This is a genomic window from Anaerovirgula multivorans, assembly GCF_900188145.1.
GTDB lineage: Bacteria > Bacillota > Clostridia > Peptostreptococcales > Natronincolaceae > Anaerovirgula > Anaerovirgula multivorans.
The window spans coordinates 198,819-214,261 of record NZ_FZOJ01000002.1; the positions used below are offsets into that span (position 1 = coordinate 198,819).

The following is a 15,443-nucleotide window of genomic DNA, read 5'->3' on the forward strand; positions in this document are numbered from 1 at the left end:
ATCATCAAGATGTTGTTAAACCTCCACCTGTTGCATAATACATAACATCCTCCTGACTTGATTCTTTCCAATCTAACTCTCCAGTCAGTTTTCCCTCATGCATAACCAGTATTCTGTCACTCATGCCTAGAATTTCTGGTAATTCTGAAGAAATCATAATGATACTTACCCCCTGCTCTACCAAATCATTCATAATGTTATATATTTCATACTTGGCTCCAACATCTATCCCTCTGGTTGGTTCATCTAATATCAACACCTTTGGGGCTGCCATTAACCATTTAGCTATAACAACCTTTTGTTGGTTTCCTCCGCTTAAATTCATTGTTTTTTGTTCAATAGAAGGTGTTTTTATTTTTAAGGCATCTACATAATAGTTAGCTGCCTTGATTTCTTCATTTTCATTTATTCCAGAAATGCTTGCTATTTTATTTAGGCTAGCAAGAGTAATATTTTCTTTGATATCCATCATTAGCACTAACCCGGTTTTTTTTCTATCCTCCGAGAGATAGCATAATCCCTTTTCTATAGCGTCTCTTGGATCTTTAATTTCTACCTTTTTTCCATCTATATATGTCTCTCCGGTTTTATTGATCCCATATGCACCAAAGATACTCATCATTAATTCTGTTCTTCCAGAGCCCATTAATCCAGCAATCCCTAAGATTTCTCCTTTTCTTGCTTGAAAACTAACATGATCAATTGCTTTTTTATCAGGAAGCTCAGGGTTATATACAGTCCAATCCTTTACTTCTAGAACGATTTCTCCTGGGGTATGTTCCTTTCTTGGAAATAATTGAGTGATTTCTCTGCCTACCATACCAGTTATAATTCGGTTTTGATTAACTTTCTCATCATTTACAAAGGTTTCAATCGTCTGACCATCTCTTAAAATTGTTATTGTATCGGCTATAGCTTTAATTTCCTTCAGTTTATGAGAAATGTAAATACAGCTTATTCCTTCTTCTTTTAACTTCTTAATAATATTTAATAAATTTTCACTGTCATCTTCATTTAATGCAGCGGTAGGTTCGTCTAGTATTAAAATATTTACATTCTTTGATAATGCTTTAGCTATTTCTACCATCTGCTGTTTTCCTATACCCAAGTTAACAATTTTTGTATCAGGGGTTGCTGATAGACCTACTTCTTTTAAGATTGTTTGGGTTTCTGCCATTGCCTTGTTCCAGTCAATTATACCGAAACGATTAAATTCACCGCCTAAATAAATATTTTCACATATATTCATTTGCTTCACTAGGGTCAGTTCCTGGTATATAATTCCTACTCCTGCTGCTTCACTATCCTTTGTATTGCTAAATCTTTGTTCAACATCATTAATAAGAATTTTTCCTTCATAGGTACCGTGAGGATATACACCACTTAAAACCTTCATTAAAGTAGACTTTCCTGCTCCATTTTCCCCTACTAGTGCATGAATCTCTCCTTTTTTTACTTTAAAATTTACATGATCAAGTGCCTTAACACCAGGGAATTCCTTTATAATATTTTTCATTTCCAAAACGTATTCACTCATAGGGCTATCCACCTTTCTTAAAGAAGGAGGAATAACGATTAAGCTATTCCTCCTTCAAGGTAATAAACAAAGTTACTTGCTACTGTAGATCTGCTTCTGTTATATATCCACTTCCTACTAATAATTCTTGTATATTGTCAGCAGTTACAACATGTGGTTCTAACAATACAGAAGGAACGTCAAATACACCATTGTCTACTTCTCCATTTGTAGCAACATTTTCGCCTTTAGCTAACTTAACAGCAATTCCAATTGCAGCTTCCCCTAGGTCTCTTGTATCCTTGAAAATTGTCATAGACTGTGTTCCTTCGACAATTCTCTTAGCTGCTGTTTTCTCAGCATCTTGTCCTGTAATAGGAACTTGGCCTGCTAAGTCTTGTGCTGCTAAAGCTTGGATAGCTGCTCCAGCAGTACCATCATTAGGTGCTAATATAGCATCTACCTCATTATTGTTTGCTGCTAAAGCTGCTTCTACGATTTTTAATGCATTTTCTGGTACCCAGTTTTCTACTGCCTGTTCAGCGATTACCTTAATCTTTCCAGCATCGATTAATGGTTGAATATACTTCATAGCCCCTTGCTTGAACAATGTAGCGTTATTATCAGTTGGAGCACCAGACATAATGATATAATTTCCTTCTCCTACCTGCTCTGTAATGTATTTACCCTGTAATTCTCCAACTTTTACGTTGTCAAAGGATAAATAGATGTCTACTTTATCAGAATTTGTAATTAAACGGTCATAGGATATTACTGGCACACCTTCTTGTTTAGCTTTTTCAACTAAGGATGCAACCGCTGAAGCATCATGTGGAGCTAAGATTAATACATCAATTCCTTGAGTTAATAAAGACTCAACTTGATTAATTTGTTCTTGTAGATTCGCATCTGAAACTCTAACAAGAAGTTCAACACCCATTTCTGCAGCTACTGCTTCCATCTTTTCCTTATCTCTTACCCATCTTTCCTCTCTTTGTGTTGGAAGTGATAAACCTACCCGAATTTTTTCTTCAACTGGAGCTGCTACTTCTTCTTCACCTGATGGCTCTGTTGTAGGCTCAGCAGGCTTGCTGCAGGCTGTAAATAAGGTAATCATCAATACAGCCACTAAAAGTAATGCTAACATTCTAGTTTTCTTCATAACATTTGTCCCCCTTAATTTTTTTATAACATGTTTATTATTTTAATTGCATTTATTTAAAGCTTCATTTGCGCTCTAAATAGATGTAAATTAAAACTTCGTTTATATTCCTAGAAATCGTTTGCCTCAAATCTCTTTTTTAAAATTTATTTTGTAATTATTCTATTTCCTATTAAAACTTTATTGATTCATTCTTCTTTTCATACAGTTTTGCCTCTGTAGGATTTTAGGTTATACTTTACTATTTTGCTTACTTCGCATTTTTAATGTTTTTTCTAGCAATATTTTAAGGCAAAAAAAAATAGTCCAGTAACGACATCGTCATTGAACTATTTTTAATAACTTTTTACGGCAAATTCCTATACACTTCATCTATCCTATGAAATCCATCCCTGATTACGGTAGCCTCCATGTTGTTTTTATCTACTGCAATAGGTTCCAATACATAATAAGGAACATCATAGGCCCCATCATTGATGGTATTTTTTATGTTAGTTAGTTCATCACCCTTTGCTAGTTGAATGGCCATCCGCGCAGCTGCCTCCGCCAGCTTTTCTATAGGTTTATACACCGTCATCAGCTGTGTACCTTCTACGATTCTTTGACAAGCAGCTAGGTCAGCGTCCTGTCCTACAACAATCGTTTGGCCTGCCAGTCTATACTGTGCTAGCGCTTCAATAATACCATCTGCTAAACCATCATTTCCTGCTATAACGCCGTCTATCTGCTTTCCTAACTGTAAAACTTCATCGGTTACTTTAAAGGCATGCTCCTTCATCCAGTTTGATGCCCATTCCTCTGCAACAACACGAATGCTGCCATCCTCTATCTTCTGGCCTAAAATCTTATCATAGCCTTCTTTAATGTGCTTTGTGTTATTATCACTAGTGGCCCCATTGACAACCAGAATGTTTCCACTAGGCATTTTGCTTAATATATACTGCCCCATTAGTTCTCCTACTTTTTCATTATCAAAAGATATATATAGATCTACATTAGAATTTAACACCAATCGGTCATAGGATATTACTTTAACCCCTTGTCTCTTGGCAAGTTCAACTGCTGTAGACGCTCTTCTAAGATCATTTGGAACAAGAATTAGGACATCTATATCCTGGTCAAGAAGGTATTTTACTTGTTCTATTTGATCCTGATCATCATTATTAGCATTTAATACCATGATATCTGCCCCCAGCTCCTTTACTTTTGCCATAAGAATATCTCGATCCTTTAACCAGCGTTCCTCCTTCAAGGTTCCTAAGGAAAACCCGATTTTTATAGTTTCTTCCTTCTGGTGTGTAACTTTTTGGTTGTTACTCTTAGTACGAGAGGTTTTTAATAAATCTATTGTTCGAAAAACTAAAACAACAAGAATCATAGATAAGACCGCAACCGTAAGATATTTTACTTTTCCTTTTAATTGCATTACATCACCTCTTGTGATAACCCATTTGCTCTATATTCTGTTGGTGTCATCCCTGTTATCTTTTTAAATATTTTGCTAAAGTAGTTAGGGTCACTATATCCTACTTCAAAGCATACTTCCTTCACATTCACTGTAGCATCCTTCAAAATATCTTTAGATTTTTCAATTCTCAAATTCGTTAAATAATCCACGAAATTTTCACCAGTAGAGTCTTTGAAAAATTTGCTGAAATAATGATAGCTCATATTCATTTCCTTAGCTACATCGTTTAGACTGATATTTTGATTAAAGTTCTTATCAATATATTTTATAGCTTTTGTAATTAGACCTTTTATTTCCTTTTCCTTTGAAGTCTCTAAATTAACTACGATTGTTTTTAAATAATTTAGATAACTAATTTTTAATTCTTCTATATTTTTTATTTTTAAAATTTGTATTAAATATCCATCCTCTAACTTGTAATTTCCTTCAACAGAAGAAGGGATTGTTTTTTGTATCAGTATGACGAGCTCTATCAGCTTTGATTTTATTTGATCTATATCCTCCTTATAATAGGTAGACATCCACCAAAATATTTCTTCAAAGATTTCTAATACTTCCTTCAATTCTCCTGTTAGTATCTTATGAAGCAACATTTTATCTTTACCAGCAGGATAGTCAGCAGTTGTATTAGAAGAAAAGTGGATATCTTCAAAATGAATGACGTCATTCTCCTCCGAAAGAGATGTAGCTATATATGCTTCGTTGACGGATTGAGAAAAATGCTGGATGTCATAGCTCTTACCGATGCCTATTGTATAATCTATTTTCATTAATTTATTGATTTTCATCATTATTTTTTTCCCATAATCGATAGCTTGATTTCTTACTTCGTAGTCATCCATATCTTCTACTATAGGAATATAGGCAGTTATTCTATCTAGCAACGGAGGTCCAATAAGACATCGAGTTAAATTTTTTAGCTCTAATTGAAAAAAATTATAAAATTTCTGCTTTAGGAGACTATTTTTTAAATTCTCTTCCTTCCCTAAGCTTTCTATTTCTTTAACAATCGCCATCATAACATAGCCCTTTTCCAGTTTTGTTGCAAAAATTTCTTCATAAAAATTAATATCTTTTATAATACCGCTATTTAATAATTGAGAGTAAATAAATTGCCCCTCCATATGCGGGATAATTTTATCAATTTTTTCCCTAAGTATCATTTCTCTTTGAATTGTTTCTCTTCTGTTATAAATAACTTCTTTAGCATCTTGAATGGTTTTAATCACTTTTTGTCTGTTTACTGGCTTTAAAAGGTATTCAAAAACCCCTAAATTTACAGCATCCTTTGCATATTGAAAATACTCATAAGCAGTAATAATAATAAATAGAACATCTGGATGAGTAGATTTAATATGTCGAATAGCATCCATGCCATTAATTCCTGGCATATGAATATCCATAAGTACAACATCTGGTTTTAGATTTAATGTCTTTTCTATTGCTTCTCTTCCTGATCTAGCTGTTGCTACAATCTCTACCCCATCGAGACTTTTTTCAATAATAAATTTCAGAGATTCTATTACAATATGCTCGTCGTCAGCAATTAACAGTTTGATCATCCAAAAGCACCTCCCTATCGTAGGGTAATTTTAATATAACCTTTGTACCATGTTCTATTTTACTATCAATTTCAATGATTTCACTTATATTGTCAATATTATAAAATATTCTTAATCTGTCAATTACATTATATACACCAATACCAGTAGCATGTTTGCTAATACTTGCAGTATCAATGTCCTTAGAAATTAAAGCTAATACCTGTTCTTCCTCCATACCGATGCCATTATCTATTACTTCTATTAAGATTTTTTCAGCAACAGCTCTTATATTTAAGTGTATCCTCCCCTTCCTCTCCAAATTTTCCAACCCATGTATAAATGCGTTCTCAACAATAGGTTGGATAATGGTACAAGGAACTTTTTTCTCTAACAATTCACTATCAATATCTGTTATAAAATCAATTTTATCGCCAAATCGTATCTTTAAGATATACATATAGTTCTTTACATAATTTATTTCTTCCTGCAGCGTTACTGGTTCATCTATTTTTCTTAAATTATAACGAAAAAGATTTGCAATTCTTTCAATAAATTCTGATGACTGATCAGCACCCTCCATCATTGCTAATTGAGCAGCGGCATTTAAAGTATTAAAAAGAAAGTGGGGTTGTATCTGGGATTGAAGAGACTTTAATTCTGCATCCTTCAATAAACTCTTCATTTTAAGATTTTCCATTTCCTGCTCCTTCAATTTCGTTTCAACCTTTGCTTGCTTCTTAATCTCATCTATATAACTTCTGATATTTACTACCATCTTGTCAAAAGCCTTCGCAAGTACATGGACCTCGTCATTGGTTTCAATGTTTACAGGCTCTATATCAAAATCACCTTCTGCTATTTTCTCAGCAGAGTGGGATAGTTCAATAATAGGTTTTGTCAATCGATAGGTAAAAAAGATGGCAAGAAAAATATTTAATAGTACAGAAGCTACAATAATGAAAACATTTACATAGCTAATAAAAGTCATGTTCTTGGTGATACTGTCATATTTATCAGATCCCATTTGAAGCTTTTGATTCAATAAATTGTTAATATAGAACTTTATATGCTCTCTGATTTCATTAGACCTTGTAAAATGGGCTATATACTGACTACTAATTCTTCCTCTTTTTGCATTTACTGCATGATCCGTTTCAATAAGTAGATTGTCTATCATGTATCCAATATCCTTTAACATGAGATGATCTATGTCATATTCAGCCTTTCTATCAATTGCATCAGCTTTTTTCTCCAGATTATTATATGTTGTATAGTAGTTTAATAATGCATCGGAGGATTTCGTTGTTAGATATTTTTCAACTTCTGTCATCAATAAGTGAACGTCATTGTTTAAATCATTAAGGTAGACATAATCACTAATGATTATTTTAAGTCCCGTTAGTACAATCCTTGCGTTATAATAGGAAAAAACGCTTGTAATCCCCAACAATAAGGTTGTAATTAGATAGTAAATAATCAACTTCTTTCTAATCCCTGTAAATTTAAAAATACTTTTATCCATGTCTTCACCGTCTATTCAATAATATCAATACTCTCTTCGTATTCATAAAGATTATTTCTTGTAATTACCCTTACATCTGTATCTATAAAAGTAGATACACTTTTTTCTTCTTTTAGATTCATCAAGGCCATGAGGCTTTCATAGCCCATCCTATAGGGATCACTCATCACTGTTCCATAAATAATTCCCATTTTTATATATCTTAGAATATTTTCCATATCTCCATAACCTACTAAAGTAATTTCACCAACCTTATTATAATCAATAATAAGCTGAGCTGCTCCTAGGGTATCTACCGCGTTGGTTGTCAGTATAGCATTAATCTCCAGATGGCTATTAAGAACTGATTGAGTAATTTCTTCAGCACTAATCATTCCCATTCTCGAAGTATGTACCTCTAGTACCTTCATATCAGGATAATCCTTTATACCACTTAAAAATCCATTTATTTTTAAGTTTTGGTTTAAAGAATCCAGTTCAAAGTCACTGCTTACAATGATGGCTATATTCGCCTTCCCTTCAGTGGCATTAACCATCAATTGGGCAGCCTCCTTCCCCAGCTGAAAGCTGTTGGTTCCAACAAATGCATCTCTATTACTGGTCTTACTGTCATTTTCTATGGTTACAACTGGGATCCCTCTAAGATAAGCCTCATTGATTCGTTCAATAGATTCTATACCATTCGATACATGGGTAATGATACCATCAACATTAGAGGTAATAGCTATATCTAGATACTTTAGCTCCTCCTCAGCATTGTTAAATCTAGGAGCATTATATTCCACTACTACATTCATATCCCTTGCAGCACTTTCCACTCCTTGCTTTATCTGCTTCCAGAAGGGGTCTACTGCGTTTTGTCCGATAAAGAAAAAATGATATTTAGGGGTCAGAGAAACAATTTCCTTCTCTCTTTCTCTTAACCTGTATAAATAAATACCATTGATCACGATAATCACAACTAGTATATAGATAATATTTTTATTAATAAAACCTGTAATTTTCTTTAATGCCCTCATAAGCAGATAATTACTCCCTTCAATTTTAAAACGGTTAGTTTTTATGTAAACTTCGGCAAAACCTATCAAAAATCCTGCCACTATTTACTGTCATTAAAAAGTCTCTAAAAATCATCTGCATTCCTTGACTACGGTTTTCAGTCAAGGGCGAAACCGTAGATCGTGCATATTAAATTTCAAGTATAGAAGCAAGTATCTATACAATAATATCTTTTAACAAAAAAAGACCGCCCGTTTCTAGTTTTATTAATGATTTTTTAAATAACTAGTAGGGCAGTCAATCAACTGGAATATTTCTATAGTATAAATTTGTCTATTGCCTTTTGCTTTCCTCTGTATTTTTTTAAGGAATTATCACTTATTTAGTGAATTCTCTTCTCAACAATAGCTTTCTAGTATTTTTTTAAGATAAATAATTCCAGATAGTTAAAAAGGCAGCGTTCTCTTTTCTTTGTTGCTTTCTATAGCCAACTCAATCACCCTTATTGTATTTCTAGCCTCTTCAGGTTTTATCTGTAGAGGTTCTTCTCCAAGAATAGCTCTATATACATTTTTATAGAAGGCTCTGTAGTCTCCTATTTCACTTTCAACTTTTCCCTTAAAATGACTTCCTTTTACATCAGTATTTAAAGTGCCCCACAATGCCTCCGGCTCTTTTCCCCAATCCTCAAAATCATAAGGTAGAGCCCCTGTCTTTAAGGTATCCTCCTGTACATCCATACCGTATTTCACAAAGGAACCTTGATTTCCTAGTACTATAAAGTGAGGTAATTCTTCTCGTACCAGCATGCTACTTTTTAAAATAGCTTTCACTTTTTCAAAATGTAGTATGATATGAAAATAGTCGTCTACTTTGCCACCTTCTCTTTGTACCCCGATATGGGCTGTCACTTCTTTCGGTGTGCCAAATAAACACAGAGCTTGATCAATTAAATGACTGCCCAAATCATATAACATGCCTGAGCCTGGAATCTGTTCTTCCCGCCAAGCGTTCTGTTTAATTGTATTTCTAAACCGATCAAAATGGGCCTCATATTCTACAATATTTCCCAAGAAATGATTGTCTATTATTTTTTTCACAGTAAGAAAATCGCTATCCCATCTCCTATTTTGGTTAACCGTTATTATCTTATTCTGTTTTTTTGCCAGTTCTATCAACGCTTCTGCCTCTTTTGAAGTAATAGTAAAGGGTTTTTCCACTACCACATGTTTATTAGCTAATAAAGCTTTTGTTGCTAACTCCACATGAGAAGTATTTGGTGTGGCTACTACAACAAGATCAATTGCTTCATCTTGAAAAAGAACATCCGCATTTGGTACAGTCTCTACTTCTGGATGAATTTTTTGAATTAACTTCACTACTTCCTGTCTAGCAGCTACAATTTTTGATAGTTGTAACCCTTCTATACTCTTAATAATTGGTGCATGAAACACTCTTCCAGCTAAACCAAATCCAATGATTCCCACATTTATTGTTCTATTCATGTTGTACTTCCCCCTCTACTGATATAGATTTTCGCCTCTAAATTTTAATATACCGACACATGTCTATATTTATCTCACAACTTATTTTTCAATTTTCATTTTAGCATACATAGCACTACCTATAATCCCAGCATCATTTTTCAGCTGCGCTAACTCAATTTTAGTAACATTCATGCTTTTTGCATAAATATATTTTTTCACTTCTTCCTTTAGCTTTCCTAGGAAAACATCACCAGCTTCAGAAACTCCGCCGCCTATGGCAATAACGTCTGGATCAAATATATTGATGAAATTAGCTATGCCGATGGCCAAATAATGTACCATTCTATCTACTACTTCTAAAGCAACAATGTCTCCTTCTCTGGCACAATCAAAGATAATCTTTGCATTGATATTTTCTAGATTTCCATGAACCTGATCATACACTAAGCTATCTTGTTTTTCCTCTAATAGTTTTTTGCAATGTTTTATGATAGCAGTGGCTGATACATAGGTTTCTAAGCATCCATTGTTACCACAGGTACAGTCATAAAAATTTTCTCCTACTACTACGTGGCCCAACTCTGTACCTATACCATGGCTGCCGCTGAAGACCTCATTATTAATGATTAATCCGCCTCCTAAGCCAGTACCTAATGTAAAAAAAATAGAGTTTTTTGTGTCTGCGGTAACACCCTTAATATATTCTGCTACAGCTGCAACAGTAGCATCATTTTCTATATACGTTTGTAATCCAGTTAATTCCCTTATTTCTGCACCAAGGGGGACGTTGTGCCAAAAGAGATTTGTTGCAAAATATATAAATCCTTCTTCATTACAAACCCCTGGTACGCCTATCCCAATAGCCTTTATATCCTTCTTTTCTACCTCAGCTTTTTCAATAAGCTCTTCTATTAGTCCCTTCATTTTGGTTGCAACCCCTTGGAATCCTTCTTTAACAGGAGTAGATCCGCTAACCTTTTCTACGATATTTCCTTCTTCTGTAACCAAGCCTATTTTTATGGAGGTCCCCCCCAAATCTACACCGACATAGTACAACCTCATCCACCTCTTTCATCTGTTTTCTTATAGTATTTAATTTTATATTAATTCCTATTGTACTCTGCGAAAGTGACTGGCACCAAGTCAAAGATTTGGGTCATCTACTTGCACTCTGCGAAAGTGACTGACACCAAATCGAAGATTTGGGTCATCTACTTTTACGCTTGCTTAGCGGCAATCTCCTGAATCTCCACTTTTATGATAGCCACCCGTTCTACCATTGCTTCTGGATATTGAAATTTTTCTTTACCTGCGTATTTTTCCATAATGATATCTAATGCTTTTACCTTTTCCTGATCATTCCCTAAGAAAGTTGCTTTTCCAAATCCTGTTACGCTGCGATATTTCATACTCCAGTTACAGGGTTTATCCGCTTTTACAATCTCCACATCAACATCTGCCTCAAAAGCAACATTGTTGTTTGTCCTCAGTAAATTTATTTTACGACCAACTGGCGCTGAGTGAAGGTATATATTTCCCTCTTTATAACCAAAATTCATAGGTACAATATAGGGTCGTTCTTCATCACACAAGGCAATTCTAAGAATCATAGCTTTATCAAGAATAGCTTTTATTTCAGATGCTTCCTTTAGTTCTCGATCTTTTCTTCTCATTTTTTTCTCCTCCTTCTATAGACTTAAAAAGCTAGACCAAATTGTATGATCTAGCTTCTATTTATGTCAATATTAACTATTTACTTCTATTCTAGTCCCTCTTTTATGAAGTTAGGCAATGCAAAACAAGCATTATATATGTCATGGTTATAGTATCTTGTTTGTACTGCTTGTTTTTCCACATGCATTCTATCATAAGGATCATATTTCTTAGAAGCCATTGTATAGCTCCAAAGGAATCCTGGATATGTCGGTGTAGTAGCCGTATATACTCTTGTTATTGGAAATAGTTGCTTAAGAGCATCATTTACTCTTTTTATAATATGTTGATGGAAGTATACAGACTCACTTTGGCATACAAATAACCCGTCTTCCTTCAAAGCTCGGTGTACATTATTATAAAAATCTGCACCAAACAATTCTACAGCAGGACCAATTGGATCAGAAGAATCTATGACAATAACATCATAGGTATTAGGATGGTCCTTTATAAATTGTACGCCATCTTTTATAACAAGATTTACCTTAGGATGGTCGTATGAAACGCTAGTTTCTGGCAGATGCTCTCTACAAGCCTCTATAACCTTCCCATCAATTTCACACATATCTACTTGTTTTACTGTAGCATGCTTTGCAGCTTCCCTAGCTGCTCCCCCGTCTCCACCGCCAATAATTAACACCCTCTCTGGAGCTGGATGAGTAAATAAAGGAACATGAGTAATCATCTCATTATAGACAAATTCATCCTTTAAAGTTACTTGAATTATATTATCTAAAACCAACGCTCTTCCCATCTCTTCTAGATCTAGAATGGTTACCTGTTGAAAGTCTGATTGCTGTTCATATAAAACTTTTTTTACAGTCCAGTTCACAGAAAGACCTGGAGAATGATATTCACTTAAAATAATTGACAATGTTCTTCCTCCTTAGTACTTTTTCAAAATTATTGTAAAACAGGTAAATTATATCATATATCCTTCAGTATGTATATAATATACTTCTGATTTTTCTTAAATATTCTGCTCATTTACATCTGTATCCCTTTAACAGGCAACTTATTTGTTTCGTTTTCTATACACTGCACCAAAAACCTCGTATATTACTTTCAAAGCCGCCCAGCTGGTAATATCAGAAGTATCTAAAGGAGGAGAAACCTCCACAATATCAACTACTTCAACTGGCAATGTCAATACCATTTCTCTTACTAGTTCCATCAGTTCTCTAGTACTTAAACCTCCTGCCTCAGGAGTTCCTGTTCCTGGTGCAAAGGCAGGATCTAATACATCTATATCCAAAGTAATATATATCTTTGTATAATCTTTATATTTTTCCTTTACTGTCTCTAAAACATAGTCTATGCCCTTACGATAAACTTCCCTTGCATTAATAATTTTAATTTCTGGATGTTTTTCAAAATACTCCAACTCCTCCTCCATGAAGGATCTCAATCCAATAAAGGTTAGCCCCTCTGGTTTCATAGCATCTAATTCCAAAGCTCTTCGTTGCGTGCACGCATGGGACCATGGATGCCCATCATAGGTGTCAATAATATCAGGATGAGAGTCGAAATGGATAATCCCTATCTTTTCACCTTTATGCACTTTTGTAAAGGCGGTTTCTAATGGTATCGTGACAGCATGATCTCCACCAATAAAGATACAAAATTTACCGCTTCCTATTAATTCAATAGCTGTTTCTTCCACTTTTCTAAAATATTTTTCCCAATCTAAAGTAATTTCAACATTTTCATGATCATAAACCTTCAAGTTTTTTAATAACAATCCTTCTTCTGTAACTGCGGGCAATATCCTTGAAAGTTCTCTGATTCTATCTGGCGCCTCAGCAGCACCTTTTTTATTACTTACTGCACTATCAAAAGGGACTCCTAGAATAGCAATATCTGCATTTTCTAATTGATCTGTATAGATTTCTCCCCACGGCAATCGATATTTCATAGAACTCCTCCTCTATTTTTTAAATATTATACCCATATCAAAGTTTTACCACCCTTCCTATTTTAAAGAAAAGGTGGTAAAATTTCAATGAATCATTTTACTTCACTTGTAACTTTATCCTTTGACCAGAAGAAAAGTTTATCATCCATTAATTCACCTTTTGCATTGACAAACGGCCTCGGTGGATCTGATTTCTGTGTTTTTAGGGAAACTATAATGATTAAACCAAAGCCCACAATTGCCGCTGGAACCAATGCCATATAAAGGGCATCCCAGACGGCCCAATCCATAGCTACTCCTGCTTCTATAAGTTCCTCTTCAAAGTTAGCATCCCTTGTAATGGGCAGTAACAACATAAAGGATACTCCCCAAGTAATTAATCCTCCAAAGAAGGAAGCAATAGCTCCTTTGCTGTTGGATTTTTCCCAGAAAAATCCCATTACGTATGGTGCAACAATGGTGGCAAGAGAAACAGCTCCACTAAATACAATAAGCTTGTAAACAGCTCCAAACATTAATGCAATTAACATAGCTACTATTGCAACAATCGGTATCGAAGTTCTCATTGCCTTTAATCTTTGTTTTTGAGTAACACCTGGTCTAAAGTGCTGGTATAAGTTATGACCTACAAGTGTAGAAACAATTAAACAGTTGTCGCCAACAGTACTAATAATAGCCGCTGCTAACGAAACGATAAATATGGTGCCTGCAACTGGTGATAACATATAATCCGCTACCCAAGGTAATACCATCTCAGTTTGATTTAAAGGTAACTCCAGACCATAACTGAACATAGCAATACCAATTGAGACAGGAATCAAACCTAAAACTAAATACAACACACCACTAATAGCAAAGCCTCTGACAGCTGTTTTTTCATCCTTTGCTGCCAATACCCTTTGTAGTAACACCTGACTATTAATATCTCCTATTCCTAAAGAAGTCCAAGCTGCAACATAGTACATAATAGCCAATATACCAGCATACCATAAGTAACCTCCATCATCAGCAGCAACAGGTGTAATCGCAAAGGTTGGCAACTCTCCCCAGTTTTCAGCTGTAGCTAAGAAATTACTGAAGCCTCCTACTTCTCCTAATACCACAGGGAACATAACTAATAATCCTACAATAATTAAAATAAAACCGATGGCATCCACCCTAGACAGAGCCCATAGTCCACCAAAATAGGTTACTATGATAACAACAATGGTGGCAATAATCGTGGCAACCACCATATTAAAGCCGGTTGTTAGATTTACAATGATTCCCAGTGCAACTAGCTGTCCCCCTAGCCATCCTGTAGCAGAAATCACTTGAATGATTAAGTATAAAATACCCATCTTTTTATTATATCTTGAATTAAAAAAGTCTACTACTGTACTATAACCGGATCTCCTTAAGCGAAATGCGAAAAAAATAGCTACTAAGAACATCATCATTACAGGACCAAAGGGGTCAAAAATAACACCTTGGAAACCCCAAAGATAAGATTGTCCAGCAGCTCCCATTATGGCACCAGCACAGATCCAAGTTGCTACAATCGATGGTACCATAAATGGAAGTGTCAATCCTCTACCAGCTAATGCCAAGTCATCAGATTCTTCAATTTTGCCCGAATATTTGAATCCTAAAAACAAGATAACCCCTATATAAACAACTAATAGGCCTAAAATCCAGTTAGCTGTTTCAAAAATACCAACAACTGGTTCTCCCATTAATATTCCCCCCCTTTATTTCGTACTATAAACTGTTAATCCCACAACAAAATTCAGAATAATCTGAAATTTGTTGTGCTACTCCATAGATCCTTAGAGGCTTCACGAAAATACCTTTACTACTATAGACTTTAACCCAATAATGTTTCCTAGTCAAGATTTCCTCTATCCCCCTGAAACAGGGGGATAGATAACTACCTCATCCTCATTTTGCAAGCTATCATCCAACGATACCTTAGCTCCATTCACTGCTACAATACTTACATATTCCCTAGGAAGACCTATTTTTTTAAGCAAATCTTCTATTGTTGCATGACTTGAAAGAGTAATTTTTTTTGTTTTTGTACCATTAAAATATTTATTTAAGGGTCCCATTAGTGTGATTTTTGTCTTCATGGGGCC

General features: G+C 34.7%; 13 protein-coding genes. All 13 read right to left on the reverse strand.

Annotated features, from left to right (window positions below):
• Nucleotides 1–4: 4 nt before the first annotated feature.
• Nucleotides 5–1,537: a xylose ABC transporter ATP-binding protein gene (locus CHB72_RS03050; protein ID WP_089281400.1), complete on the reverse strand. Its 1,533-nt coding sequence runs from the start codon at nucleotides 1,535–1,537 to the stop codon at nucleotides 5–7.
• Between the two features lie 79 nt (nucleotides 1,538–1,616).
• The gene (locus CHB72_RS03055; RefSeq protein ID WP_089281401.1) at nucleotides 1,617–2,678 is read right to left on the reverse strand and encodes a sugar ABC transporter substrate-binding protein; all 1,062 of its coding nucleotides are present in this window, start codon (nucleotides 2,676–2,678) and stop codon (nucleotides 1,617–1,619) included.
• 346 nt (nucleotides 2,679–3,024) lie between these two features.
• A complete protein-coding gene (locus CHB72_RS03060; protein WP_089281402.1) occupies nucleotides 3,025–4,104 on the reverse strand; it encodes a sugar ABC transporter substrate-binding protein in 1,080 nt (359 codons plus the stop codon).
• Nucleotides 4,104–5,708: a response regulator transcription factor gene (locus CHB72_RS03065; RefSeq protein ID WP_089281403.1), complete on the reverse strand. Its 1,605-nt coding sequence runs from the start codon at nucleotides 5,706–5,708 to the stop codon at nucleotides 4,104–4,106. The genes CHB72_RS03060 and CHB72_RS03065 overlap by 1 nt, the downstream gene beginning before the upstream one ends.
• Nucleotides 5,686–7,212, reverse strand: coding sequence for a sensor histidine kinase (locus CHB72_RS03070; protein WP_089281404.1), 1,527 nt, complete (start codon nucleotides 7,210–7,212; stop codon nucleotides 5,686–5,688). Before CHB72_RS03070 ends, CHB72_RS03065 begins: the two co-directional genes overlap by 23 nt.
• Nucleotides 7,213–7,223: 11 nt before the next feature.
• Nucleotides 7,224–8,231, reverse strand: coding sequence for a sugar-binding protein (locus tag CHB72_RS03075; protein WP_089281405.1), 1,008 nt, complete (start codon nucleotides 8,229–8,231; stop codon nucleotides 7,224–7,226).
• 426 nt (nucleotides 8,232–8,657) lie between these two features.
• The gene (locus CHB72_RS03080; RefSeq protein WP_089281406.1) at nucleotides 8,658–9,716 is read right to left on the reverse strand and encodes an oxidoreductase; all 1,059 of its coding nucleotides are present in this window, start codon (nucleotides 9,714–9,716) and stop codon (nucleotides 8,658–8,660) included.
• Nucleotides 9,717–9,797: 81 nt separating this feature from the next.
• Nucleotides 9,798–10,754: an ROK family protein gene (locus tag CHB72_RS03085; protein ID WP_089281407.1), complete on the reverse strand. Its 957-nt coding sequence runs from the start codon at nucleotides 10,752–10,754 to the stop codon at nucleotides 9,798–9,800.
• Between the two features lie 161 nt (nucleotides 10,755–10,915).
• Nucleotides 10,916–11,371 carry a pyridoxamine 5'-phosphate oxidase family protein gene (locus CHB72_RS03090; protein WP_089281408.1) on the reverse strand — a complete coding sequence of 152 codons (456 nt, stop codon included), beginning with the start codon at nucleotides 11,369–11,371 and terminating at the stop codon, nucleotides 10,916–10,918.
• Nucleotides 11,372–11,457: 86 nt separating this feature from the next.
• On the reverse strand, nucleotides 11,458–12,285 hold the full coding sequence (speE, locus tag CHB72_RS03095; protein ID WP_089281409.1) for a polyamine aminopropyltransferase: 828 nt from the start codon (nucleotides 12,283–12,285) through the stop codon (nucleotides 11,458–11,460).
• Between the two features lie 141 nt (nucleotides 12,286–12,426).
• Nucleotides 12,427–13,326, reverse strand: a complete 900-nt coding sequence (speB, locus tag CHB72_RS03100; protein WP_089281410.1) for an agmatinase — start codon at nucleotides 13,324–13,326, stop codon at nucleotides 12,427–12,429.
• A 92-nt stretch (nucleotides 13,327–13,418) separates the two neighbouring features.
• Nucleotides 13,419–15,041: a sodium:solute symporter family transporter gene (locus CHB72_RS03105; protein ID WP_089281411.1), complete on the reverse strand. Its 1,623-nt coding sequence runs from the start codon at nucleotides 15,039–15,041 to the stop codon at nucleotides 13,419–13,421.
• A 165-nt stretch (nucleotides 15,042–15,206) separates the two neighbouring features.
• Nucleotides 15,207–15,437 (reverse strand): MoaD/ThiS family protein, encoded by a 231-nt coding sequence (locus CHB72_RS03110; protein ID WP_089281412.1) that lies wholly within the window; start codon nucleotides 15,435–15,437, stop codon nucleotides 15,207–15,209.
• Nucleotides 15,438–15,443: the final 6 nt, after the last annotated feature.